This window comes from Paenibacillus sp. FSL R5-0345 (assembly GCF_000758585.1).
Classification (GTDB): domain Bacteria; phylum Bacillota; class Bacilli; order Paenibacillales; family Paenibacillaceae; genus Paenibacillus_AQ.
In genome coordinates this window covers 3,775,951-3,798,046 of sequence record NZ_CP009281.1, presented here as the reverse complement: position 1 = coordinate 3,798,046, position 22,096 = coordinate 3,775,951, and the positions used below count along the sequence as shown (strand labels likewise).

General features: G+C 42.5%; 22 protein-coding genes. 15 read left to right on the top strand and 7 right to left on the bottom strand.

Annotated elements, in window-relative coordinates:
• Window positions 1-47: 47 nt before the first annotated feature.
• Window positions 48-1,796 (bottom strand): ABC transporter ATP-binding protein, encoded by a 1,749-nt coding sequence (locus R50345_RS16830; protein ID WP_042128416.1) that lies wholly within the window; start codon window positions 1,794-1,796, stop codon window positions 48-50.
• A gap of 548 nt (window positions 1,797-2,344) precedes the next feature.
• On the opposite strand from R50345_RS16830, the gene R50345_RS16825 reads away from it, so the two are divergent.
• Window positions 2,345-2,662: a HesB/YadR/YfhF family protein gene (locus R50345_RS16825; RefSeq protein WP_042128414.1), complete on the top strand. Its 318-nt coding sequence runs from the start codon at window positions 2,345-2,347 to the stop codon at window positions 2,660-2,662.
• Window positions 2,663-2,738: 76 nt separating this feature from the next.
• On the opposite strand, the gene R50345_RS16820 is transcribed toward R50345_RS16825, so the two are convergent.
• Window positions 2,739-3,254 (bottom strand): hypothetical protein, encoded by a 516-nt coding sequence (locus R50345_RS16820; RefSeq protein WP_042128412.1) that lies wholly within the window; start codon window positions 3,252-3,254, stop codon window positions 2,739-2,741.
• A 125-nt stretch (window positions 3,255-3,379) separates the two neighbouring features.
• Between R50345_RS16820 and R50345_RS16815 the strand changes: the two genes are divergently transcribed.
• The 3 genes from R50345_RS16815 (at window position 3,380) to R50345_RS16805 (ending at window position 6,712) form a co-directional block, all read left to right on the top strand.
• Window positions 3,380-5,128, top strand: a complete 1,749-nt coding sequence (locus R50345_RS16815) for an ABC transporter ATP-binding protein (RefSeq protein WP_042128410.1) — start codon at window positions 3,380-3,382, stop codon at window positions 5,126-5,128.
• Window positions 5,129-5,262: 134 nt separating this feature from the next.
• Window positions 5,263-5,781 carry a sigma-70 family RNA polymerase sigma factor gene (locus R50345_RS16810; RefSeq protein WP_042132244.1) on the top strand — a complete coding sequence of 173 codons (519 nt, stop codon included), beginning with the start codon at window positions 5,263-5,265 and terminating at the stop codon, window positions 5,779-5,781.
• Window positions 5,774-6,712, top strand: a complete 939-nt coding sequence (locus R50345_RS16805) for a hypothetical protein (protein WP_042128408.1) — start codon at window positions 5,774-5,776, stop codon at window positions 6,710-6,712. The genes R50345_RS16810 and R50345_RS16805 overlap by 8 nt, the downstream gene beginning before the upstream one ends.
• Window positions 6,713-6,787: 75 nt before the next feature.
• Here the strand turns inward: R50345_RS16805 and R50345_RS16800 are convergent, their stop codons facing one another.
• On the bottom strand, window positions 6,788-7,231 hold the full coding sequence (locus R50345_RS16800) for a DUF441 domain-containing protein (protein ID WP_042128405.1): 444 nt from the start codon (window positions 7,229-7,231) through the stop codon (window positions 6,788-6,790).
• Between the two features lies 1 nt (window position 7,232).
• The gene (locus R50345_RS16795) at window positions 7,233-8,237 is read right to left on the bottom strand and encodes a YpdA family putative bacillithiol disulfide reductase (RefSeq protein ID WP_042128403.1); all 1,005 of its coding nucleotides are present in this window, start codon (window positions 8,235-8,237) and stop codon (window positions 7,233-7,235) included.
• A 179-nt stretch (window positions 8,238-8,416) separates the two neighbouring features.
• Here R50345_RS16795 and R50345_RS16790 point away from each other — a divergent pair, with 179 nt between their 5' ends.
• The 4 genes from R50345_RS16790 (at window position 8,417) to rsgA (ending at window position 12,008) form a co-directional block, all read left to right on the top strand.
• Complete coding sequence (locus R50345_RS16790; protein WP_042128401.1) at window positions 8,417-9,013, top strand: DUF2087 domain-containing protein; 597 nt, start codon at window positions 8,417-8,419, stop codon at window positions 9,011-9,013.
• 121 nt (window positions 9,014-9,134) lie between these two features.
• A complete protein-coding gene (locus R50345_RS16785; RefSeq protein ID WP_042128399.1) occupies window positions 9,135-9,590 on the top strand; it encodes a DUF3939 domain-containing protein in 456 nt (151 codons plus the stop codon).
• 161 nt (window positions 9,591-9,751) lie between these two features.
• Window positions 9,752-10,423: an HAD family hydrolase gene (locus R50345_RS16780; protein WP_042128397.1), complete on the top strand. Its 672-nt coding sequence runs from the start codon at window positions 9,752-9,754 to the stop codon at window positions 10,421-10,423.
• A gap of 490 nt (window positions 10,424-10,913) precedes the next feature.
• Window positions 10,914-12,008 (top strand): ribosome small subunit-dependent GTPase A, encoded by a 1,095-nt coding sequence (rsgA, locus tag R50345_RS16775; protein ID WP_042128396.1) that lies wholly within the window; start codon window positions 10,914-10,916, stop codon window positions 12,006-12,008.
• A 120-nt stretch (window positions 12,009-12,128) separates the two neighbouring features.
• On the opposite strand, the gene R50345_RS16770 is transcribed toward rsgA, so the two are convergent.
• Complete coding sequence (locus tag R50345_RS16770; protein ID WP_042128394.1) at window positions 12,129-12,755, bottom strand: FMN-dependent NADH-azoreductase; 627 nt, start codon at window positions 12,753-12,755, stop codon at window positions 12,129-12,131.
• Between the two features lie 485 nt (window positions 12,756-13,240).
• On the bottom strand, window positions 13,241-13,480 hold the full coding sequence (locus tag R50345_RS16765; protein ID WP_042128392.1) for a hypothetical protein: 240 nt from the start codon (window positions 13,478-13,480) through the stop codon (window positions 13,241-13,243).
• A 142-nt stretch (window positions 13,481-13,622) separates the two neighbouring features.
• Between R50345_RS16765 and R50345_RS30350 the strand changes: the two genes are divergently transcribed.
• Window positions 13,623-14,291 carry a hypothetical protein gene (locus tag R50345_RS30350; RefSeq protein ID WP_052414632.1) on the top strand — a complete coding sequence of 223 codons (669 nt, stop codon included), beginning with the start codon at window positions 13,623-13,625 and terminating at the stop codon, window positions 14,289-14,291.
• Here R50345_RS30350 and R50345_RS16755 read toward each other — a convergent pair.
• The gene (locus tag R50345_RS16755) at window positions 14,278-15,978 is read right to left on the bottom strand and encodes an alpha-amylase family glycosyl hydrolase (protein ID WP_042128390.1); all 1,701 of its coding nucleotides are present in this window, start codon (window positions 15,976-15,978) and stop codon (window positions 14,278-14,280) included. The two genes, R50345_RS30350 and R50345_RS16755, sit on opposite strands and share 14 nt — an antisense overlap.
• 272 nt (window positions 15,979-16,250) lie before the next feature.
• Here R50345_RS16755 and R50345_RS16750 point away from each other — a divergent pair, with 272 nt between their 5' ends.
• The 6 genes from R50345_RS16750 (at window position 16,251) to R50345_RS16725 (ending at window position 22,002) form a co-directional block, all read left to right on the top strand.
• Entirely contained in the window at window positions 16,251-17,273 is a 1,023-nt protein-coding gene (locus tag R50345_RS16750) for an ABC transporter substrate-binding protein (protein WP_042128388.1), read from the top strand.
• Between the two features lie 53 nt (window positions 17,274-17,326).
• Entirely contained in the window at window positions 17,327-18,103 is a 777-nt protein-coding gene (locus R50345_RS16745) for an ABC transporter ATP-binding protein (RefSeq protein WP_042128385.1), read from the top strand.
• Window positions 18,103-18,939 carry an ABC transporter permease gene (locus R50345_RS16740; RefSeq protein ID WP_042128383.1) on the top strand — a complete coding sequence of 279 codons (837 nt, stop codon included), beginning with the start codon at window positions 18,103-18,105 and terminating at the stop codon, window positions 18,937-18,939. Before R50345_RS16745 ends, R50345_RS16740 begins: the two co-directional genes overlap by 1 nt.
• 105 nt (window positions 18,940-19,044) lie before the next feature.
• A complete protein-coding gene (locus tag R50345_RS16735; protein ID WP_042128381.1) occupies window positions 19,045-20,031 on the top strand; it encodes an aromatic acid exporter family protein in 987 nt (328 codons plus the stop codon).
• Between the two features lie 165 nt (window positions 20,032-20,196).
• Window positions 20,197-21,219 carry an HD-GYP domain-containing protein gene (locus R50345_RS16730; protein WP_052414631.1) on the top strand — a complete coding sequence of 341 codons (1,023 nt, stop codon included), beginning with the start codon at window positions 20,197-20,199 and terminating at the stop codon, window positions 21,217-21,219.
• A 225-nt stretch (window positions 21,220-21,444) separates the two neighbouring features.
• Complete coding sequence (locus R50345_RS16725) at window positions 21,445-22,002, top strand: outer spore coat protein CotE (protein ID WP_042128379.1); 558 nt, start codon at window positions 21,445-21,447, stop codon at window positions 22,000-22,002.
• Window positions 22,003-22,096 lie beyond the last annotated feature (94 nt).

Here is a 22,096-nt window from a genome sequence, read left to right as displayed (position 1 = left end):
CGGTGACACCTCCTAAATGTTTTGCATAATCATAGCTAGTATGTCTTTTAATCATTCGATAAATTATTCTCTACTTGCTGCCGGTCATACTGCTCACGATACCAACCATTCATATCCAGCAGCTCTTGGTGCGTGCCACGTTCCACGATATGTCCGTTATCCAGTACGACGATAATGTCGGCATGTTGAACAGCTGAGAGGCGGTGCGTAGAGATTAATGTAGTCTTTCCTGCACGCTCTTGTCGGATGTTCTCGATAATCTGAGCTTCGGTACGAGCGTCAACAGCGGATAAGGCATCGTCAAGAATCAGAACATCTGGATTTGCGATAAAGGCTCTGGATAAGGATACACGTTGCTTTTGTCCACCGGATAAGGATACTCCACGTTCACCCACCAATGTATCTAAACCATCGGATAATGTTCCTAAGTCATTTTGGAAGGCGGCAGCTGTGATAGCTTTCATGATCGTATCGTCATCCGCGTTGTCTAGACCAAATTGAATATTCTGACGTACTGATTTGGAGAAAAGGATCTGCTCTTGAGGAACATAACCCATCCAGCTGTGTAGCTGATCCAATGAAATCTGTTGAATCGGAACTCCAGAGATGAGGATTTCACCATTACCTGTCGGATATTCACGAAGCAGCTGTTTGAGGAGCGTTGATTTACCGCTTCCCGTACGACCGACTACACCTAGTGTTTGCCCTTGGTTCAAGGTCAGACTGACATTGGTTAGATTGTCAATCGTCGATGAGGGATAACGGAATGTCACATCGTTTAGTTCAATTCGGGTAGGATTGGCAACATGAACCGGTTGTGCAGCACTCTGAACATCCGCTTTGGAGTTTAGGGTCTCATCAATACGTTCGAGAGAGGCACCACCACGTTGCATGATGTTAATTAGCTCTCCAATGGCGAACATCGGCCACACAATCATCCCGAGGTACATATTGAAGGAGACAAGATCACCTAGCGTGATCTGATTTCGGAACACAAGATAAATCCCATAGGTAAGACCGATAATGTAGCTGAGCCCTACGCAGAACCGAATCGTCGGTTCGAAGAAGGCATCGACACGGGCGACAGCCATGTTCTTGTTGTATACATCTTCAGTAATATCTGAGAAACGTTTCTCATCGAGTCTTTCTTGTACATAAGCTCGGATAACTCGAACACCTGAGACAGATTCGAGAACCTGATCATTCATATCCCCGAATGCATCTTGTGCTAAACTGTAGCGATCATGGATAGCCTTACCATAAAAAATCATAGCTATTGCAATTAATGGTAATGGCAATACTGCTGCAAGAGTCAGCTTCCAGCTGACAAGAAAACCCATTGCGAACAATACGACTGTGAGGTAGATCGTAGAATCCACCAGTGTGAGCATCCCAAATCCAACGGTAGCTGAGACAGCTCTGATATCGTTGGTTGCCCGGGCCATCAGGTCGCCGGTTCTATTGCGTTCGAAAAACGATGGGGTCATGGTCATCAAATGATTCATAAATCTCGAGCGCAGCAGGCGCTCTACGAGGTTGGAGCCTCCGAATAATTTGTGCATCCATATGTAGGTAATCCAATAAATGACTAGCAGCAAAAGGAGGATCATGCCGATATATTTGGCTAATGATGCTGTAGTTATCGAACCGCGTACTATGTCGTCAATGGCATTGCCTAGTAGGCGTGGGGGGAGTAATTCAAGAACACCAACACCAATTAGTAAGATCAGGCCAATCAGGTAACGCTTTTTTTCTCGGCGAAAGAACCAGCCAAGATTGCGGAGAACGGAGAACAAGTAAATCCCTTCCTTTCGAGTTGAAGTAATAGCTGTGACGTTGAAAAAAAGCACAAGTGGTTATCTCTACAGCCAAGAAAAAAACGACGGTGCCGTCCTTTAAAGATGACAACCGACAAAAAAGGCATATCATCCGAAAACGGACGATATGCCTGTAATTTACAGCTATCATGCGCACGGTGCTATACAGCACCAGGCATGTGAGAGACCTTCAAAAACTAAAGTTATACGATCAATTACACTCGCAGGGAACTTCAGGATGGTTTCACCACTTGGGCTGCTTCGGTATTCGGTTGATTGGAAATTCCAACAATAGTGATATGATATGGCTGTAACTTCGTAAACACCGCGCTCACCCCTTTCAATGATTTAATAATAACTACTGGTAATAACTAGTAGACCGTTAGTTATGTTCAGAGTTTATCACTCGCTTCGCAAAGTTGTCAAACTAATTTTTGAGGAGCTTGGGAAAACATTAATTGTATAAAGGTATTTGAATATCGATTCATTTTCAGTATGATATAGACTATACAAAGGAGCTGAGAGAGATGAACATGGAAATTAGTCAAGCAGCGGCAGCTTGGTTTAAAAGAGAACTGGATCTTAACAATGGAGACTATATTCGTTTATTTCCCCGTTATAGCTCGGGAGGCGGACTTCACCCTGGCTTCTCACTGGGTATCGCAACAGAGGCGCCTGGACGTCCGGCTATTCAAGTTGAACAAGAGGGTATTGTGTTCTACATGGAGGAGCAGGACTTATGGTATATGGAAGGTTATGGTTTAACTATTGTGTATTCTGAGGCAGAGGATGACATTGAATATAAGTATGAAGCCAAGTCAGTGCCTGATAGTGTACAGATTTAACTGACTTAATTTTGTTTATTAACTAATGATGAAAAGCCCTTGCCAAAAGGCAGGGGCTTTTTCTACGTTGATATAATCAGTGCGAATTGCGGAACGTTTCTTCCTCCATAGCAAAATCAAAATCGTCAATGTCGTATACTTGAACCGGGACTCCACCTTCAATAATGCGTTGAATCAGCTCGAATTGGTCAGTAAGAATAGGCACCTTCTCACGTTGAGAGGACAATAGCAGCTCTGTTTCGATTGGATCGAACGTTTCTCCATAGACTGCGGTATCCATGCTGTTAATGATGGTGATTTTTGATTGTCCACCGAGAAGAATTCCAGAGCTTTTTGCCCAAGGAACGGCCAGACAACGGTTGATTTTTTTAGCATTAAGCGGCTCTTCGAAATAGGCTATGAGCTCACCAATTTTGAGTTTGACATGCTTGTCATCATCTGGACGGTTCATTAACGGATCATCACTGTCCCGCAGTTCGTATAATTCCATTACGGTCGTATAAGGCACTATATATTCTACAGGGCTGCTCGATATGAGAAGCTGGCCGTAAATCGCCATCATGACGGCTTCCGTCACAAATTGTCTAGACATCTTTATCCTCCTGAAGTTCGGGTACTGCTATCGTACTTATGGACTTAAAAATATAAAAACACTGTAGAGCGCAAAAGTCAACTGTACTTAAGCAACTCAGTAAAGAGAAAGGACAGAATATTCCTGTGAAGCAATGGAAATCATATTTTACTTTCGTACGTCCTTACATGAAATTGATTGTGTTTACGCTATTTATAGGTATGATCAAGTTCAGCATTCCATTAACACTGCCAATGATTCTGAAATATGTAGTCGATGACCTGCTGATGAACCCTGCCATGAGCGTCGAAGAGCGGGTATCCCAATTGATGCTCATCCTCGGAGGCGCATTTGTTCTATTTGTAATCGTGAGAGGACCGGTGGAGTATTACCGTCAGTATTTTGCTCAGCTGATTACAAGCAAGGTATTGTTCGACATGCGGAATAAGCTATACAGTCACTTACAGCGATTATCACTCCGGTATTATCAGAATACAAAAGTGGGAGAAGCGATTTCAAGATTTATAAATGATGTGGAACAGACCAAAAATTTAGTAGAAGTCGGAATGATGAATGTATGGCTGGATTTATTTACGCTAGTGTTTGCGCTTGGTTTTATGTTTTATTTGAATCCAGTGCTGGCGCTAGTATCTATCGCTGTCCTTCCGTTCTACGCCTTTGCGGTAAGCAAACTATATAAACGACTTAAGAAGTTAACCAAAGACCGTTCACAAGCTCTGGCAGGTATTCAAGGCTATCTTCATGAACGGATTCAAGGCATATCGATCATTCGCAGCTTCACCATGGAAAAAGTGGATCAGAAGCAGTTCGAGGATATCAACGGTAACTTTCTCAAAAAAGCGATGGCTCAAACCCGTTGGAATGCTATGACCTTCGCGATTATCAACACACTAACGGATATTGCACCACTGCTAGTCATCGGGTACGGCGGTTATCAAGTGATTCACGGCAATTTGACAGTGGGAACCTTTGTTGCTTTCTTTGGCTATCTTGACCGGATGTATGCGCCGCTACGGCGATTGATTAATTCTTCGACAGTGCTAACACAAGCTTCAGCTTCTCTTGAACGGGTGCTTGAGCTGCTGGAAGAGCCTTATGATATCGTGGATAAACCGGGAGCGAGACCTCTCACGAATGCACGAGGTGAAATTGATTTTCATAATGTATGGTTCAAATACAACGAAGAGAATGATTGGGTACTGAAGGATATCAATTTAAGTATCAAACCTGGGCAGACCGTCGCTTTTGTCGGAATGAGTGGTGGTGGGAAGTCCTCTCTCATCAGCTTGATCCCGCGATTCTATGACATCAGCAAGGGTAGCCTTAAGATGGATGGCCAGGATATACAAGATTTGACGCAAGAGAGTTTGCGAAGAGCTGTTGGGATGGTGCTTCAAGATAATTTCTTATTTAGCGGATCTGTACGAGATAATATTTTGTTTGGTAATCCTAATGCAACAGAGGAAGAAGTCCTCTCGGCGGCAAAAGCTGCCAATGCGCATGATTTTATTGAGCAGCTGCCGCTAGGCTATGACACAGAAGTGGGAGAACGTGGAGTGAAGCTGTCCGGTGGGCAAAAGCAACGGGTGGCCATTGCAAGGGTGTTTCTTAAAGACCCGAAGGTTCTCATCTTAGACGAAGCTACATCAGCGCTGGATCTGGAATCAGAGCATTTAATTCAACAAGCGCTGCAATCCCTCTCGTCGGAACGGACCACACTAATTGTTGCGCATAGACTGTCTACCATTACACATGCTGATCAGATCGTAGTACTTGAGAACGGTGAAATCACAGAGCGTGGTACACATGAAGAACTAATGGGGATAGATGGGAGTTATGCGAGATTGTTTAACGTACAGCATTTGGATACATGATAAGATATATCATTATAATAAATTACTTAGGTGGTCTTCTCGGGAGAGAGGGCCACTTTTTTTAAACTCTATTGAGTCTTTTTGGATATCACATGCGTCTAAAAAATATAAGCAACATGAAAGGTAGTGAGAACTTGAATACAACAGAGCTGGAGGAAAAGGCGATAGCGGGTGATGAAGACAGCTTTACTGCATTGATAGAGGGGATGCAAGAGCGTCTTTACCGTATGGCATACTCCTATGTGAGGAATAAGGATGATGCGCTAGAGATTGTGCAGGAGACCGTCTATAAAGCGTATATCTCTGTTCATAAACTACAGCAACCTCAATATTTTAAAACTTGGCTGACAAAAATAGCCGTCAATTGTGCCTTAGACTTTATCCGGAAATCTAAAAAAATCGTGTATATGGAGAAAAATCCCGAAGGCAGCTACGCTTCAGAACCCATAGAGGATGTCATTGATCTTCAGGAGGCGTTAAGAGTCCTTGATAAAAGATCAAGAATGATTATTGTGATGAGATATTTTGAAGACTTGCCCATAAAAGAAATTGCCGGGGTATTAGACATGCCAGAGAGTTCAGTGAAAACCGTCATCTATCGGGGATTAGGAAAATTAAAAATTAATATGAAGGGGAGTGAGTACTTTGGATAATCAAATGGAACGTTTACAGAAAGCATACAACGATATTGAAATCCCTGAAGAACTATCACAAGCCTCTCGTAAAGGTATTGAAAGAGGAAAACTTCATAAACAACAGAAAAGAGGAATAAAAATGAATGGATTAAAATGGACAGGGTCAGTTGCAGCAGCAGTTATTATTTCTTTTACAGTGGGCGTAAATACGGTGCCAGCCTTCGCTGATAGTATGAATGATGTGCCAGTGCTCGGTAAGCTGGTAAGTGTTTTGAAATTTACGGATGGAAGTGCAGGAGGCGGCACGATTCAGGATGGAGTAGATGTTAATTTCATTTCGTTGAAACATCAGAAGAACAGTGATCAAATGATTTTAAACTTCGCGAATTCGGACAATACACAAGATCTTGCAAGCTCTTATAACGTAAAATTCACTGACAATCCTTATACAATGACCGTAACCGTGAGTGGGGCAAGGAACTTCTCAGCTGTTAAAGATCTTGAGACATTAAAAGAAAGCAAGTATGTTCAAGATGCTTATCCTTTAATTACATTGGATGACTCGATGATACGTTTCAATGTGACCTTCAAAGAGCCAGTTGCTTATGAGGTAAAGGAATATAAGGACCCGGCACAGGTGGCGATTACATTGATGGATAAGAAGGGTGACGTGGGGGAAGGAGCTTCTATCTATTCACTTAGAACGGTCTCAGCGCCTTCTGGCGAGAGTCAAGGCATGGCTGAAGAGATGTTATTCGGGTTAAAAGACGTGCGCGTATTAAAGGATCAGAAGGGATTATTCCTAGTGGAAGCTGGCTATTTCAATTCTGAAGCAGAGGCGTTGGCCCAGCTGGAAAAAATACAAACAGAGTATGGTATTAGTGATTTATTGTTTGTAGAAAAACGATCATCTCAGGAAATTCCACAGTCCATTTCTCAGGCTGAATAAAAAGAAAGTAGAGCAGCGATTCTCTCGTAGTGGAGAATCGCTGCTCTACTTTTGTGTTCAATCGTTGATCACCTTTTACATTTTGCCAATCAAGAGCGATAATATACCGGCTGCGATAAGCGGTCCTACAGGGACACCCTTGAACAATGCAACGCCTATCACTGTTCCGATCAGGAGACCCGCAACAACTGTGGGCTGGTTGGTCATAAGGATAGCTCCTCGCCCTCCAAGATAAGCGACGAGAATACCGATCGCAATTGCAAGAAGTGACTTCCAGTGAAGGAAGGATTGACCGACCATTTGTAGCGATATTTTTCCGCTGGCCAAAGGTGTCATGACCCCGATCGTAAGAATGATAATCCCGAGGGTTAAACCATATTTTTCAAGCCAAGGGAAGGTCTGCTGCAGCCCAAGAACTCTTAGCAGTAATAGGACGACCATTGCTATTGTTACAGGGGAATTACTGCTTATAATACCTAGCGCAGCAAGTCCAAGCAAAAGCAAAGAGGTCATGTCCATCTTAAACGTTCAACTCCTTATTGTGAGAACTTCGCTTCGAAAGAATATGATCAGCGATAAGTTTACCATGCCCACGTCCTGTCTCAATAAATACTTCATTCGCATTCCGACCTGATGCGATTACTCCTGCAACATAAAGACCTGGAATATTACTTTCCATACTGGAGGGGTTAAAAGCTGGCTTATCCATATCGTCATCCATAACTACTCCCGCTGAAGTGAGAAGCACCCGGCTAGGGCGGAAGCCTGTCAAAGCAAGGACGAAATCATTATCTATGGATTTCTTATCTCCATTGTGACTTGTAACGATGACCGAATTAGCCGTAATTTCAGTCACACGTGATTCCAAATGAAGGGTGATCCTTCCCTTTTGTACCATCCCTTCAAAGATTGGCCGAACCCAAGGTTTAATATTCGAGGAAATGCTCTCACCACGATAGACCATATCTACTGTAGCTCCAACACGCATAAGCTCCAGCGCTGCATCTACGGCGGAATTACTTCCACCTATTACTGTAACCTTCATCCCTGTATATGGATGGGCTTCGCCGAAATAGTGGGTAACCTTAGGAAGCTCTTCACCTGGAATACCGATCATATTCGGTTGATCAAAATAACCTGTAGCTATTACTACATTCGCGGTAATCCGTGTTTGATGCTCACCCCGCATATTGGACGTATGTACAGCAAAGGTTCCATCCTCCAAAGGCTCAATGGACGTCGCTTCTTCGTAAGCGGCTATATCTAGACCATACTGTTTCGCAGCCCGGCGGTAATAGACAAGTGCTTCATGACGGTACGGTTTATCATTAGTCGAGGTGAAAGGAACGTCTCCGATCTCCAATAGCTCAGCTGTACTGAAGAATTGCATATTTGTTGGATACAAATAAATGGAGTGAACAATAAAGCTTTTTTCAATAATGAGACTGGACAGTCCTTGGCGTTGGCATTCAATAGCTGCCGAGAGGCCGCAAGGACCTGCACCGATAATAATTACATCTTTCATACAGCGGGTTACCTCCTGATTGTTACTATCTTTTCTTTAAATCCTACCCTAAATTCATTCATTTTGCCATAAGCGTAGGATTAAACATAATAACCATTGCAACCGTAATGTTGATTGTTATATAATTAGATATATATCTAATGAGAATATAGCTTAAGAAAGTGAGGAGTGTGATTCCGATGCAGTTGGAAAAAATAGTGAACTATCATAAAGCTTTGGCTGACCCAACACGTTTGCGTTTATTGCTGCTTCTGTCACAAGGAGAAATGCATGGACAAGCGCTGGCTGAAAAATTGAATTTATCGCAACCGACAGTAACTCATCATGCTGCGAAATTGCGGGAAGCGGCTTTAATTAAGGAGCGGCGCGACAAGAATACCGTTTATTTTAAGTTGAATCCGGAGTTCATTAGTAGTGGCGCTGAGGCTTCACTTCAGTTTATTTTTTCGAAAGGAGCGAGAAATATGGAGGAGAAATCACCTGAGAATAGTCTAAAAGAGTCTGTGCTTCGTAATTTTTTCTCGAAGGATGGACGGCTACGGCAAATCCCGGCACAGTATAAAAAGAAATTGATCGCCCTTCAGTACATGGTTGAGAAGCTAGAACCTAGGGTAGTTTATACTGAAAAGGAAATTAACGAGTTTATTAAGCAGTTTCATGAGGATTTTGCTACCATTCGGCGTGAATTTATTATGCATCAGTTTATGTATCGAGAGAATGATAAATATGAGCTTAATCCCCGAGAAATATGGACTCGTTGGGAAGATGTCAAATAATGATCATATAATTGTTAACAATTTGTGTCGATTGGAAATATGCTGATTAAGAAGGAGGAATTCGAATATAATAGAATTGTAAGCGTTAACAAAGATAGTTTTTCGAAAGGAGACTTGTCTTATGTTTTTCAAACGCATAAAAAAACAACCCCAATCCGATCACATTACTGTTACCTTGAATCAAGTCAAACAGGCAATCAGACAATTTGAAGAAGATATGCCTGCGCTCATTAATAGAACAGCCTTAATCCTTGACGACAAAAGAATAGATTTGAGTCGACTAAAACGATATTTAGGTGGAGTTCCAGACCAGAATTTCTATATGTCACGTGAGACATATGAAGTTTTCGAGGAAGAAGATAAGCTGGTTCCCTATTATCTTGATATGGTTCAGTCTGCTGTCGATAATTACATCAGTGATACAGGTCAGCTGCCTCTTGTTGAAGATTCTTGGTTGCCAGAGGTTCATTATCGATTGCTGGCCACAGAAAGTTATCTCAAAGAAACCCCTCCTTTCCCACTGTATATCACAGAAGAGGAAATGATGCTGACACATCGAGCGGAGCATTTTGAGTAAATGAATAAATCTAATATAAATCTTATAAAGACTGTTCGGTAGAAGGGGAGACAGCTAATCCTTTTTACAGAATGGTCTTTTCATTGTCTTAAAAGGCATAGTACAATAGATTACTGAAAGTTCAATTCTTAAAATCAACAGCATATAAGGGGAATCGCTTGATGAAAGAAGTACAAGCCATATTATTTGATTTGGATAATACTTTAATGGATCGTGACAATACATTTCGCAGTTTTTGTACTCAGTTTGTGCAAGATTTTCTAGGACATTTGGAACCTGCGGAAGCGCAGGATGTAATAGAGGATATGATCTATAGAGATGCTGATGGATACCGTGATAAAGACGGATTTTTCATTGAGCTAAGCGAGATACTGCCATGGGAAACGCCAGTTACAGCTGAGCATATTCGTGCGTATTACGATGCGAGCTATATCAATCATGGCGCAACGATGAAAGATGCTGTAGATATTCTGAAGTACTGCAAAGACCGTGGTTATATTCTTGGTCTCGTTACCAACGGCAAAGTAGAAATTCAGAATACCAAAATTGATACACTTGGCCTACGAGAGTACTTTAAGGTTATTGTCATATCCGGAGAAGTAGGAATTGCTAAGCCCGATCCTAAGATTTATCAACTTGCATTAGACAGACTGGGGGTTACTGCTGATCAGACATTGTTTATTGGAGATCATCCAGTGAATGACATCTGGGGTGCTGGCAAAGCAGGACTTCAAGGGATTTGGCTGCAAAGGAAACATGCCTGGGATGATCAATTAGACATTCAACCTTGGAAGATGATTCGTGAGTTGAATGAGCTTAGGTCTATTTTGTAATCATATAGAAATTTGTAGTTGACATTATAAGGCAGCACCGATTATGATAACAACATCTTATTTCGGAAGGAGACGATGTTTTATGACAGTTTTAAATGTAATGAACTCAACTGTTGTGGATACGTGTCTTCCGGGAACAGCGGCTGCCGAATAAGTTATTCGTGCAGTTTAGCAGATAAGCTCTATTACGCTTATTAGAGTCGCGGGAACCGTATTGGGTCCGGCGGCTTTTTTGCGTGTATAGAACCAATAGGATTTTGTAGTTAAATGCCTATTTGTCTATATATCGCACGGGAAAATGAACTTATCCTAGCCTTTACGATAAGACACTTTTCTGATTGTGTATGCACTTCCTGTCCTTTTCGTCCTAGAAGAGTACAAGAAGTGTGGACCGCCGCCGGATTCTTAAATTCCGGCGGCTTTTTGTGTTCTCGGAAAATGCTGGTAGGACAAAAAAATAAACCTTTAACAGATCTTTAGGAGGATTCAAATGACTAACATACAGCAATATGGTTGGAATGAAAATTGGAGTTCAAAATGGGATGAAAGATGGAAAGAGTCGGAGAATAATAAACAGTTAGTTCCCGGACGAATTGTAGGTGATTTCGGAAGTAAGTATAGAGTAATGACTGATATGGGAGAGACATGGGGTGAACTATCAGGAAAGCTGAGACATACATTTGTGGCTTCAGGTGACTTTCCTGCGATCGGTGATTGGGTAGCACTTTCAATGCAGGATGGGGGGGAGCATGGGATTATACATGGGTTATTGCCTCGACATAGTGTCATCTCACGTAAGGTAGCAGGTAACACACAAGAGGAACAAATTGTTGCTTCGAATGTAGATACCTTATTTCTGGTCAGTGCTTTGAATGATGACTTTAATGTTCGGCGGATGGAGAGATACCTGATTATGGCGTGGAATAGTGGGGCAAATCCAGTCATTCTGCTGACCAAAGCGGATCTTTGTTCAGATGCAGATCGTAAAATCGCGGAAATGGAAAGCGCCGCCCCAGGTGTATCAGTTCATGCAGTTAGTGCACAGCAGGATAATGGCCGTGAGAAACTGCTGCCTTACATCGGGAGTGGACAGACAGTGGCTCTAACGGGCTCATCAGGCTGTGGTAAATCAACGATGGTCAACTGGCTATGCGGAAAGAACCTTCAGCTTACACAGGATGTTAGAGAAGGAGATAGCCGCGGACGCCATACCACTACTCACCGTGAATTGTTTGTTATGCCGGACGGAGGAATTATTGTGGACACACCAGGGATGCGTGAGCTACAGCTCTGGGAAGATGAAGGTGGATTAGATCTGGCGTTCAGTGATATTAGCAGTTATGCTGCAGCCTGTCGGTTTAGTAATTGCAGCCATGAACGTGAAGAGGGCTGTGCAGTGCTTGAAGCGGTTCGAACTGGTGAGCTGGAAGAGAAGAGACTGCTAAACTACCGAAAGACTCAGCGGGAGCTGTTGTACCAAAGCACCAAAGAAGTGAAGTTTAAGAGAAAAAGTGCTGCTTCCTCAAAAGTTAGTTCTTCAAGAACCAGAGGATACGGGTGGCGCAAAGAATTGGATGAGTATTAGAAGAATTGCTAAAGACAGTAACATTGACAGTAGTAATTTACTAATAGGAAAAAAATTCAAAAAGGGTGACCCTGTGCTCAGGGTCACCCTTTATATTGAATTTGCTCTTATAGGCTTGTATTAGAACGATGCAGCAGTTTCCTTAGCCAATTGTAATCCGTTCTCAATGATTTCAGCGGATTGTGCAGGAAGTTGGTTGTGACCTTCGATGATTACTTGTGTAATATCTTTGATACCCCAAAGGTTAAGGTTACCAACGATGAAGTTTACAGCCATTTCAGCACTTGCTGCAGGGCCTTCGGAATAAATGCCACCTCTAGCGTTCAGAACGATTGCTTTTTTACCTGTCAAAAGACCAACTGGACCTTCAGCAGTGTAAGAGAATGTTTTACCAGCTTGGCAAAGGTAATCGACATAAGTATGCAATACAGCTGGTACGGTCATGTTCCACAGTGGGAAACCGAATACTACTTTATCAGCAGCAATAAACTGTTCCAAATATTTATTTACTACAGCAGCACCTGCAGCTTCTTCAGCGGTTAGTTCGTAACCTTGAGCAGCTTTGTACATACCAGTGATCAGGGTATTGTCGTAGTAAGGAAGTTGTTCTGCGAACAGATCAAGTTCAGTGATTTCATCTTCTGGATTGTTAAGTTTGTAGTTCTCCAAGAATTCATTGTAGAGCTTAACACTTACGGATTGTTCTGCTGGACGGTTGTTTGCTTTAATAAATAGAACTTTAGACATTATGATTGCTCCCTTGGATGTGTGTATTTAATATTAACTATAAATAATATAGCATGTATTCTTTTGTTTGTAAATTATTTTTTTGTAATAGTTTTTTGGGAATTGAGGAGTTTAATAAAAGTGCTAAAGTTTAAAAAAAAGAATTTCCGGTTAATAAACATACAAGGAAACAGGAAAAATTTCCCTATATCCATGAGTATCTGAATGAATTAAAAGGAGCGATGGACATGTCCATTGATCGGTTTATCATTAAGAAATTGGATAGCTGTCACGAAGAGCATACACGCCAAAATTTAGTGAGCCTCTTTAAACTTCGAATACAGAAGGCTGAAAAAGCAGAAGATAAGAACTATAAGATTAGCTGAAATTGACTTATACTCGTAATTCACTAAATCTGCAAAATTAATAACAGCAAGTCTCATTCAGAGACTTGCTGTTTAGTCTGCTAAAAGGTGAAAAAACTTTACAAAAAAACTACCCCTCTATTAATAGAGGGATAGCGCCAATGAATCATTCTCACTATAACTGTGCAATATAGCCTCAGAGCCTTTAATTTCGATACTAATCAGAGAATTCAGGCATTTCTGGATGGCATTTTTGCCCTTTTGAATTTTGAGCTCCAACGTACTGTTAAGTAATCTAAGTACTTTCTGAGTGGGCTGTTTATTTTCTGTTGTGAAATACACAGGTACAAGTTTGTTCTGAAAAGTGATGAGCATTCTCATTTTGAAGACACCTCGCTAAAAGTATTTCATGTTAATGATAATACCCTTTGTTTCTTAATTTTACCTTAAAATTAGCTTATGATAACATAAAGATTGTTATATTAATATACATATATATGTAATACAGGAAGGATACAATGATGTGAATGACAATGGAGTAACGGATTTAATGCATTTTTTATTTCCAGATGGGATAGAGGGGGAAGTAATAAGGGATCAGTTACATAAAGCTTCTACCGCAGACCGGATCTGTAGATTGAAATATAAAGAAAAGGAGAAGATGAAGGACCTTTGTCTCCAAGTACATAAAGATCGAATATTAGTAATCTGCAATAGTAAACCAGAATCCCTGCCCTATGAATTAAAGGACGAAAGTGAAACGGTGAGCTTTTGTCTTCAGCTGTTCGAATGTGTGAACACGAAGGAGCTCTACAATCATGGGATTCCGGCATTACTAATGTCAAAAAAAAGATTTGAAGAGCTGAGAAGAAGCTCTTGCTCATCCACGTTGCAAATGCTTTCAGATTGTTTAGCCGCAGAGACAGGGGATGATGTACATTCCATCCAACTAGCACGGGTGATGAAGTGCTTCATGGCAGAAGGAGAATTACGACTCTGCACATCCAGTGATAGTGGATGGATGTTTCAAAAAGCTCGCTTCATGGGTGATCATTCCAGTGGCTGGTTGTTACGAATGAGCAGCGATCCAACCAAAGACTGGCTTATAGCCCTCCCGATTACAAAAGCTCAATTATGCGGTTCAGTAACAAAATGGGTGTTGCATGCCTCCTCATTTCTTACTCCACAATAGCTGTTGAATAAGGAGGGAGGGTGAGTTGATCTGAATTCAAGGTCGACTTGATAGTAATGGTCTTTAGGATCTTGGAATAAGAGAAACCCTCGACATTGGGATGTAGAACAATGGTTTGTTCTTTTCCAGTAAGGTTATGAACGACGAGCACCTGATTCTGTGTTGTTAGTCGTTCGTAAGCCATAACCCCGGTATTGCCAGATGCATAGTCACGGATACCTCCATCCCGGAGCGCTGGGACCTCATTTCTTAATGCAATGAGTTCGCGATATCTTCCAAGCAGTGAGCTACTGTCATTTAACTGGCTCTCAACATCAACGTTGATCGCACCCGCATTATTACTTCCCGGCTCCCACGTAGTCTGCCCCTCTCCTTGATCGGCTGCCACCCATCTCATAGGCTCTCTAAGGCCTTCATCTGGTTTCACACCTAGCATTCCAATTTCTTCACCATAATAGATAAAAGGATTTCCGGGCAACGTTAACAGTAGGGCTGCTGCCATTTTTGCATGATTTGGGTTGTTGTCTAATTGACTCATGACTCTGTTTTGATCATGATTCGTTAAGAAAGTAGCATCGGTAAAATGATTGTCGGATATTTTGGAGTACAATTTATACGTTCGCTCTAGCGTAAAGGCAGTCCCGCTGTCTTTTTCAGTTTTTACAGAATTGACTAGTGTTTCTGCTAAACCAAAGTTAAAGCTTGAGTCAAAGGCTTGATCTAAATAAGCCCCGACGGTGACAGCAGAATTTTCCCATACCTCACCCACTATATATGCCTCAGGATTAACTTCATTCATGGCTTTGCGGAACTCCTGCCACCAGGATACATTTTTAGCCGTAGTAGCCTCAGTTTTGTCACTCAACAGATCTTCATAGATATGCTTCGCAGCATCCAGTCGGAATCCGTCCACACCTTGCTCGAGCCAAAACTTACCGATGTCCTTCATTTCCGTACGAACCTCAGCATTATCGAAATTTAGATCTGGCATGCCTTCCCAAAAGCCGCCCAGATAATGACTGCCAAGTAAAGGATGCCACGCATTGCCTCCGCCCGCAGCGCTGGCTCCGCTTGCGGCACGGCCTTGATCTTCAGCCCAGACGTACCAATCTCGATATTTGCTATCTGTGTTTTTAGCCGAATCTACGAACCATGGGTGTTCTTTGGAGGTATGATTCACAACCAGATCCATAATGATTTTAATTCCTCGTTTATGCGCTTCTGTAATAAGCTCTTGAAAATCCTCAAGTGTCCCATAATCAGGATTTATCGAACGATAATCGGTTACATCATAGCCATGATAGCTTGGCGATGGGTTGATGGGCATAAGCCAAATCCCACCGATTCCCAAATCGTTGTTGGTCTCAGGATTCCCGTCATTTAAGTAATCTAACTTTTGGGTGATTCCTTTGAGATCTCCGATGCCATCCCCGTCTGAATCATAGAAGGAACGAACAAATAATTCATAATAAACCGTAGAGGGCTGTTCGTCCACCGTAGCTATGACTTTTGTAGCTTGAGGGGTAGCGGGGGGGTGAACTGAGTCTGTTTTAGGGGAAGGAGAAGCAATGGATGCTTTGTTGCCTGCATCTCCAGAACAACTGGTCAGCAGTAATGCGGTTAGGCTAATGCCTACCAGACTAAATATTATGTTTTTTTTGGTTATGGATGTAGCACCTTTATACATATGAACTAACCCCTTTTACCGCAATTTTCCGATACAAAAAATAGAAAGCGTTTTATTTCCTATAGTACTCGAATGCATCCCTTTTGGTAAAACGTTTGCACAGATACAAAAACAGCAAATTAATCGATATTTATCCATTATTCCAATGAAAATTGCTAATATCATGGTTATTCTTGGATTTCCCTATGTTATTGGAGGTTTTAACCTTTTTGTAGGCATCTGCATATGCTTTAAGCAAGGGCGAAGGACCCGGTAAGAAAGGAGAATGAAGAATGAAGATTAGGAAAAAGCTGTCATTGTCGCTCATGATCATTACTTTATGCTTTTCAGTGCTTGCCGGTTGCGGCGGAAAGTCAGAGATGGTGAAGGTGAAGATTGGTGAAGTCACACGTTCTGTCTTTTATGCACCCGAATATGTTGCTTTATCACAAAATTTCTTTAAAGATGAAGGACTTGACGTAGAACTACAGACGATCCCCGGTGGAGATAAAACTATGACTGCACTCCTCTCTGGCGCCATCGATGTGGCATTGGTAGGTTCTGAAACCTCTATTTATGTGTATCAGCAGGGCTCAGATGATCCGGTCATTAATTTTGCACAGCTGACTCAGAGGGATGGAACGTTCCTGTTTGCCCGTAAAGCTGACGGTGAGTTTAACTGGGATAAAGTGAAGGGGTCTACCTTCCTTGGTCAAAGAAAAGGCGGAATGCCACAAATGGCAGGCGCGTTTACTTTATCGAAAAAAGGAATAGATCCTGCCAAAGACATCACCTTGATCCAAAATATTGACTTTGCCAATATTGCAGGTGCTTTTGCTTCAGGTACTGGCGATTATGTGCAGTTGTTTGAACCTCAGGCTTCAATCTTTGAACGTGAGGGACGAGGGGAAGTAGTGGCTTCGTTTGGAGTCGAGAGCGGCTATTTACCGTACACCGTGTTTATGTCTAAGAATAGCTATATTAGTAAAAATGGAGACACGGTACAGAAGTTCACGAATGCGATCCAGCGTGCTCAGCTTTGGGTGAAAGAACATAGCCCTGAAGAAATTGCAGATGCGATTATGACTTATTTTGATAAAACAGATAGAGACATCGTGGTTTCTGCAGTCAAACGATATAAGGAACAGGATACCTATGCGGTTAATCCAATTATAGATAATGAAGAATGGAACAATTTGCTTGATGTCATCGATCTTGCTGGCGAGCTTAAAGAACGCGTTCCCGCTGACAAAATAGTGAATAACAGTTTTGCTGAGAAAGCTGAGAAGAATATAAAGAGTAGCACTTCAAAATAAGAGAGAACCAAAGATCCTAAATAAGATGTGTAAACATGAAGGAGGGGCTGACAATGCTTCCAGTAGTGCAATTAAAGGGAGTAACGCATGCCTATCTTGGCGACCGTGAAGCTTCACTGGCCGTTGAGGACCTGAACCTTAATGTCGAGCAGGGAGAGTTCGTTAGCCTAGTAGGTCCAAGTGGTTGCGGCAAGACGACTCTCCTATCGATTATTGCAGGACTGCTGCAGCCATCTCAAGGCGAAGTATTCGTAAACGGTCAAACCATTACGGGGCCTTCACCAGAGGTTGGGTATATGCTGCAGCAGGATTATCTTTTTCCTTGGCGGAGTATACTGGACAATGCGATTTTGGGTCTGGAGCTGACTGGAAGCTTGAACGAGGAGAGCAGAAAGCGGACCTTGGAGCTGCTTAGGGAGATGGGCTTAGAGGGAAAAGAGCACGCTTATCCTTCTCAGTTATCAGGTGGAATGCGGCAAAGAGTGGCTCTGGTACGTACCTTGGCTACAAATCCTGGACTACTTCTACTAGACGAGCCGTTCTCGGCGCTGGATTATCAGATTAAATTACAACTGGAAGATTTGGTCTCTGAGACCTTACGCAGCAGAGGAACGACTGCAATATTAGTTACGCATGATCTATCTGAGGCTATTGCAGTAAGCAGCAGTGTTATTCTTCTACAACGAAATCCGGGGAAGATCCGCAAAGTATTCTCAGTGCCAGAGCAAATCCGAACAGCACCTCCGCTGTTTGCACGTGATCAGCCAGGCTTTTCGGAGCTTTTTCATGAGATATGGCAAGAGATGGAGATTGCAGGGAGGGAAGGCTAATGAAGCATACGGAGCAATCGGGGTTATTAGCTTCCCGTGAACAGTGGCTACAGCAAATGCATGGCGATTATAAGAAAACGAAGCACCGGTGGCGCAATCGAGTGAATGTTGTAAGGGGCAGCCTGTTACTATTGTTTTTTGTTCTCTGGGAAGTAGGAGCAAGAATGGGCTGGATTGATGAGCTACTGTTTAGCTATCCTACAAAAGTCTTTCGCCAAATCTGGGAAGATATGGTTAGTGGGAGCTTGTGGCCGCATCTGGGGATGACGGTAGGTGAGACTGCGGTAGGCTTTGTACTGGGAACGCTGTTAGGGACACTGCTGGCTGTGATTATTTGGTGGTCTCCTTTTTTATCAGCAGTACTTGATCCGTATATGGTCGTATTTAACAGTATGCCGAAGGTGGCGCTGGGGCCGATTTTTATCGTCATGTTCGGGGCCGGATTCACTGCTATCGTTGTTACCACTTTATCTATAACGGTGATTATTACGACGCTTGTTGTTTACAACAGCTTTTGCAGTGTAGATCCGAATCTGGTCAAGGTGGTTCGTTCCTTTGGAGCTTCCAGAGTTCAGGTGTTCTTTAAAGTGATTCTGCCTGCTTCATTCCCAACGGTGGTGTCCACCCTCAAGGTGAATGTGGGGATGTCATGGGTAGGGGTTATTGTAGGGGAATTTCTAGTCGCGAAATCTGGTCTGGGCTATCTGATTATTTATGGCTTCCAGGTATTTAACTTCACTCTCGTGATGTCCAGTCTTTTGATTATCGCGGCAGTGGCAACGGCAATGTATCAAATAGTGGTATATCTAGAGAAACGATTGCTATCAAGACAATGATCCTTATGTAATATTGTGTCCGTACACAAAATCTTGTAACATGTCTATATCTTTACCTATATATTGGATAGTGTTTGTATAGTGTTTGTAAGGAGAGATAGGGTTATGGGATTTCGTGTGATTAAAACAGCAGCAGCTACTTTATTATCCGTACTAGTTGCTTCTGCAGTGGGTATACCTAATGCACAGAGTGCAGGCTTGTTGGCAATTTTAGGTGTAGAGGTTACTTTGAAAAGGAGTTTCCGAACGATAACGGCTCGTTTTTTAGCCTCGCTCGTGGGACTCTTTTTTGGCTGCATCCTATTCTGGCTTCTAGGGTTCCATTACTGGGTACTTGGGCTGTATGTACTCGTAGGCTTTCCGATGATCGTGAAGTCTGGCTACAAAGAGGGGATCGTCACCAGCTCGGTTATCGTATTTCGCGTGTTTGGACAAGCTGAACTGTCGCTCCATGTCCTGCTGCAGCAAATTGAGCTTTTGGCTATAGGACTAGGTTCAGCAGGATTGGTAAACTTGGTTTACATGCCTCAGACGGGTGGAGTTATTTATGGGATCCGTAAGGAAGTGGATCGTTATTTCTCAGTTATTTTTACTCAGATGGCCCGTACGCTTCGTGACCCTTTGTATATTTGGGACGGTAAAGAATTAATTGATGCAGATAATGCAGTGCAGCGGGGACTAACGGCAGCTACCCGTGAGATGGAGAATCATGTTATTCATCCTGATGAAGCATGGAATGTCTATTTCTATATGCGGAAGGAGCAACTGGAATCGATTCAAAGTATGATGCAGCTGCTGTCTCAAGTGTATCGCCACTTACCACATGGGGAGATGGTTGCCGAATTGTTCGACCAGCTTAGTGGGGATGTGCTTGCAGAGGAATATACTGGACGAACTGAACATCTGCTGGACGAGCTAACACGAGAATTCGAAGAAATGGATCTGCCGGAGACACGTGAGGAATTTGAAGTACGGTCAGCTATTCTTCAGTTATGTAGGGAATTGGCACTTTATTTAAAGATCGCTAAGCGGCATAAAATACCGGTCAGTTACAAGCCGGAGAAACGTCTTAGCATACGAAAAAAAGCTTAAACTGAGGCTTTAATAAAGTGAAGTATTAACTATCTCTGTCAAAATCACGATAAGATATGTATGAACTAAAAGTTAATCACAAGATAGGATTAACGATTTTATGGTGAGTTCAAATAATAGCAGGAAGTTCGGTAGTCGAATTTTCCGCATTGGCAGGTGAGGCGTATGGACAAAGTTATGGAATCATTTATCGGAAAACAACTTATAGCTAACCTTTTTAATGACAAAGGTGTATTTGTTTTACCCGCATTGACTTTATTAAGTGCTGAGCATATACGATTAATCAGTCAACATAAGATCACGTTAGAGTCACATGACGTCGTGCAGCTGGACAGCGCGGAGTTTTTCCAACTAGCCATTGATGATTGCACAGCTGCAATAGAGAATATTTTTGAACAGATTCGACATAACAAAAACAAAAGAATTCCTATGCTTGAAGTTAGAAATGAAGTCATTCCGTTTATACAGCAGGTAAGTGAAAAAAATGATTTTTATGGCGTATTGGCTGCATTGCAGTCCAAGGATGATTATACATATAGACATAATGTAGCGGTTGGCATTTTATCTACTTTGCTAGGGAAATGGCTAAAATTAAAGCCTGAGGATTTGAGTATGCTGACGATCGCTGCGACTCTGCACGATATCGGCAAAATGAGGATTCCGGATGAATTACTAACTAGACCGGGCCCGTTGACCAATGAAGAGTATCAGCTTATGAAAAAGCATACGACTTATGGTTACGAGATGATCCGTGACACTATTGGAACCAATCATATGCAAGCGCTCGTCGCCCTGCAGCATCATGAAAGAATGGACGGCAGCGGTTACCCGTTCGGCGTTCTTGGAAATCGGATCACTGATTTCAGTAAAATTGTTGCTGTCGCAGACGTGTTCCATGCAATGACATCCGACCGTTTTTATCGTAAAGCATCCCCTCTATATGAAGTATTGTTGCAAATGGAGGAAAATGTGTTTGGTAAGCTTGACCCTTATATTTGTAGAGTCTTTATTAATAAGTTAATGCAGTCAATGATAGGGAATGAAGTGGAATTGACAGATGGACGGACAGGAAAAATCATAATGATTCTTGCTACGGATCCACTGCGCCCGCTCGTGAATATTGATGAGGACTTTATTGACTTAAGCAAACATAGATCACTTGGTATTGTACGCGTAATCCCGCAATAGCGCGCTTTATAAGGCTTTTTTAACATTCAGGATAGATATGTAATAGGCTGGACCATTTTTATAATCTACTCATATCTGTACAAATTTTGAAATAAAATGAACTATGAGTCTTCTGATAAGACCTTTTGGAGGGCTTACTCAAATAAATTTATAGACTAACAATCAACAAATGCCTAGAACCTGCATACACTTGATAGTGAATGATTGTATGGAGGAGGTTTAAAGATGTCATTAAGCCATAAACGTCAAACAAGGGAGATCATTACGAAGGCAATTTGCGGCAAAGGTCGTAAGTTCTCTACAGCAACCCATACCGTGACTCCGCCACATCATCCGACTAGTATTCTGGGGGCTTGGATTATCAACCACCAGTACGAAGCGGTTGCCGCCGGGAACGGAATCGAAGTAATTGGTACTTACGATGTAAACATCTGGTACTCGTACGACAAGAACAAGCAGACCGAGGTAGCTAAAGAAACGGTCTCCTATGTGGAGCTCATTCCGCTCTCGTACCTGGACACGAGACACCGCACTTCTACCGTTGAGGTCTCTGCGGAGGCAACGCAGGAACCCAACTGTGTAGAAGCGGGCGTATCGCCAGGCGGAGGCAGTGTGACACTTCGCGTAGAGCGCGAATTCGAAGTGGAGTTGGTGGCTGAGACCAAAGTCCGTGTGTATGTTACTGAGCAAAGTGATGATCCGGAAGACAAGGATTATGATTTTGACGGTGATAGCTTCGATTACGATGATCTGGACCCTGACAATCTGGATGATGAACTGTAAGGAAGGATGCGCCGCCGCTAACTGAGTATCGATGGGTTATGGTCCATTATATGTAGGAGGGGCGGCGGCGTAGAGGGCGAATGCCCTCCTTTTT

Excerpts from the sequence above, each read along its gene's own strand:
- R50345_RS16825 (WP_042128414.1), top strand. The coding sequence starts at position 2,345 with ATGAACATGGAAATTAGTCAAGCAGCGGCAGCTTGGTTTAAAAGAGAA.
- R50345_RS16820 (WP_042128412.1), bottom strand. The coding sequence starts at position 3,254 with ATGTCTAGACAATTTGTGACGGAAGCCGTCATGATGGCGATTTACGGC.
- R50345_RS16800 (WP_042128405.1), bottom strand. The coding sequence starts at position 7,231 with ATGGACATGACCTCTTTGCTTTTGCTTGGACTTGCTGCGCTAGGTATT.
- R50345_RS16795 (WP_042128403.1), bottom strand. The coding sequence starts at position 8,237 with ATGAAAGATGTAATTATTATCGGTGCAGGTCCTTGCGGCCTCTCGGCA.
- R50345_RS16790 (WP_042128401.1), top strand. The coding sequence starts at position 8,417 with ATGCAGTTGGAAAAAATAGTGAACTATCATAAAGCTTTGGCTGACCCA.
- R50345_RS16785 (WP_042128399.1), top strand. The coding sequence starts at position 9,135 with ATGTTTTTCAAACGCATAAAAAAACAACCCCAATCCGATCACATTACT.
- R50345_RS16780 (WP_042128397.1), top strand. The coding sequence starts at position 9,752 with ATGAAAGAAGTACAAGCCATATTATTTGATTTGGATAATACTTTAATG.
- rsgA (WP_042128396.1), top strand. The coding sequence starts at position 10,914 with ATGACTAACATACAGCAATATGGTTGGAATGAAAATTGGAGTTCAAAA.
- R50345_RS16770 (WP_042128394.1), bottom strand. The coding sequence starts at position 12,755 with ATGTCTAAAGTTCTATTTATTAAAGCAAACAACCGTCCAGCAGAACAA.
- R50345_RS16765 (WP_042128392.1), bottom strand. The coding sequence starts at position 13,480 with ATGAGAATGCTCATCACTTTTCAGAACAAACTTGTACCTGTGTATTTC.
- R50345_RS16755 (WP_042128390.1), bottom strand. The coding sequence starts at position 15,978 with ATGTATAAAGGTGCTACATCCATAACCAAAAAAAACATAATATTTAGT.
- R50345_RS16750 (WP_042128388.1), top strand. The coding sequence starts at position 16,251 with ATGAAGATTAGGAAAAAGCTGTCATTGTCGCTCATGATCATTACTTTA.
- R50345_RS16745 (WP_042128385.1), top strand. The coding sequence starts at position 17,327 with ATGCTTCCAGTAGTGCAATTAAAGGGAGTAACGCATGCCTATCTTGGC.
- R50345_RS16740 (WP_042128383.1), top strand. The coding sequence starts at position 18,103 with ATGAAGCATACGGAGCAATCGGGGTTATTAGCTTCCCGTGAACAGTGG.
- R50345_RS16735 (WP_042128381.1), top strand. The coding sequence starts at position 19,045 with ATGGGATTTCGTGTGATTAAAACAGCAGCAGCTACTTTATTATCCGTA.
- R50345_RS16730 (WP_052414631.1), top strand. The coding sequence starts at position 20,197 with ATGGACAAAGTTATGGAATCATTTATCGGAAAACAACTTATAGCTAAC.
- R50345_RS16725 (WP_042128379.1), top strand. The coding sequence starts at position 21,445 with ATGTCATTAAGCCATAAACGTCAAACAAGGGAGATCATTACGAAGGCA.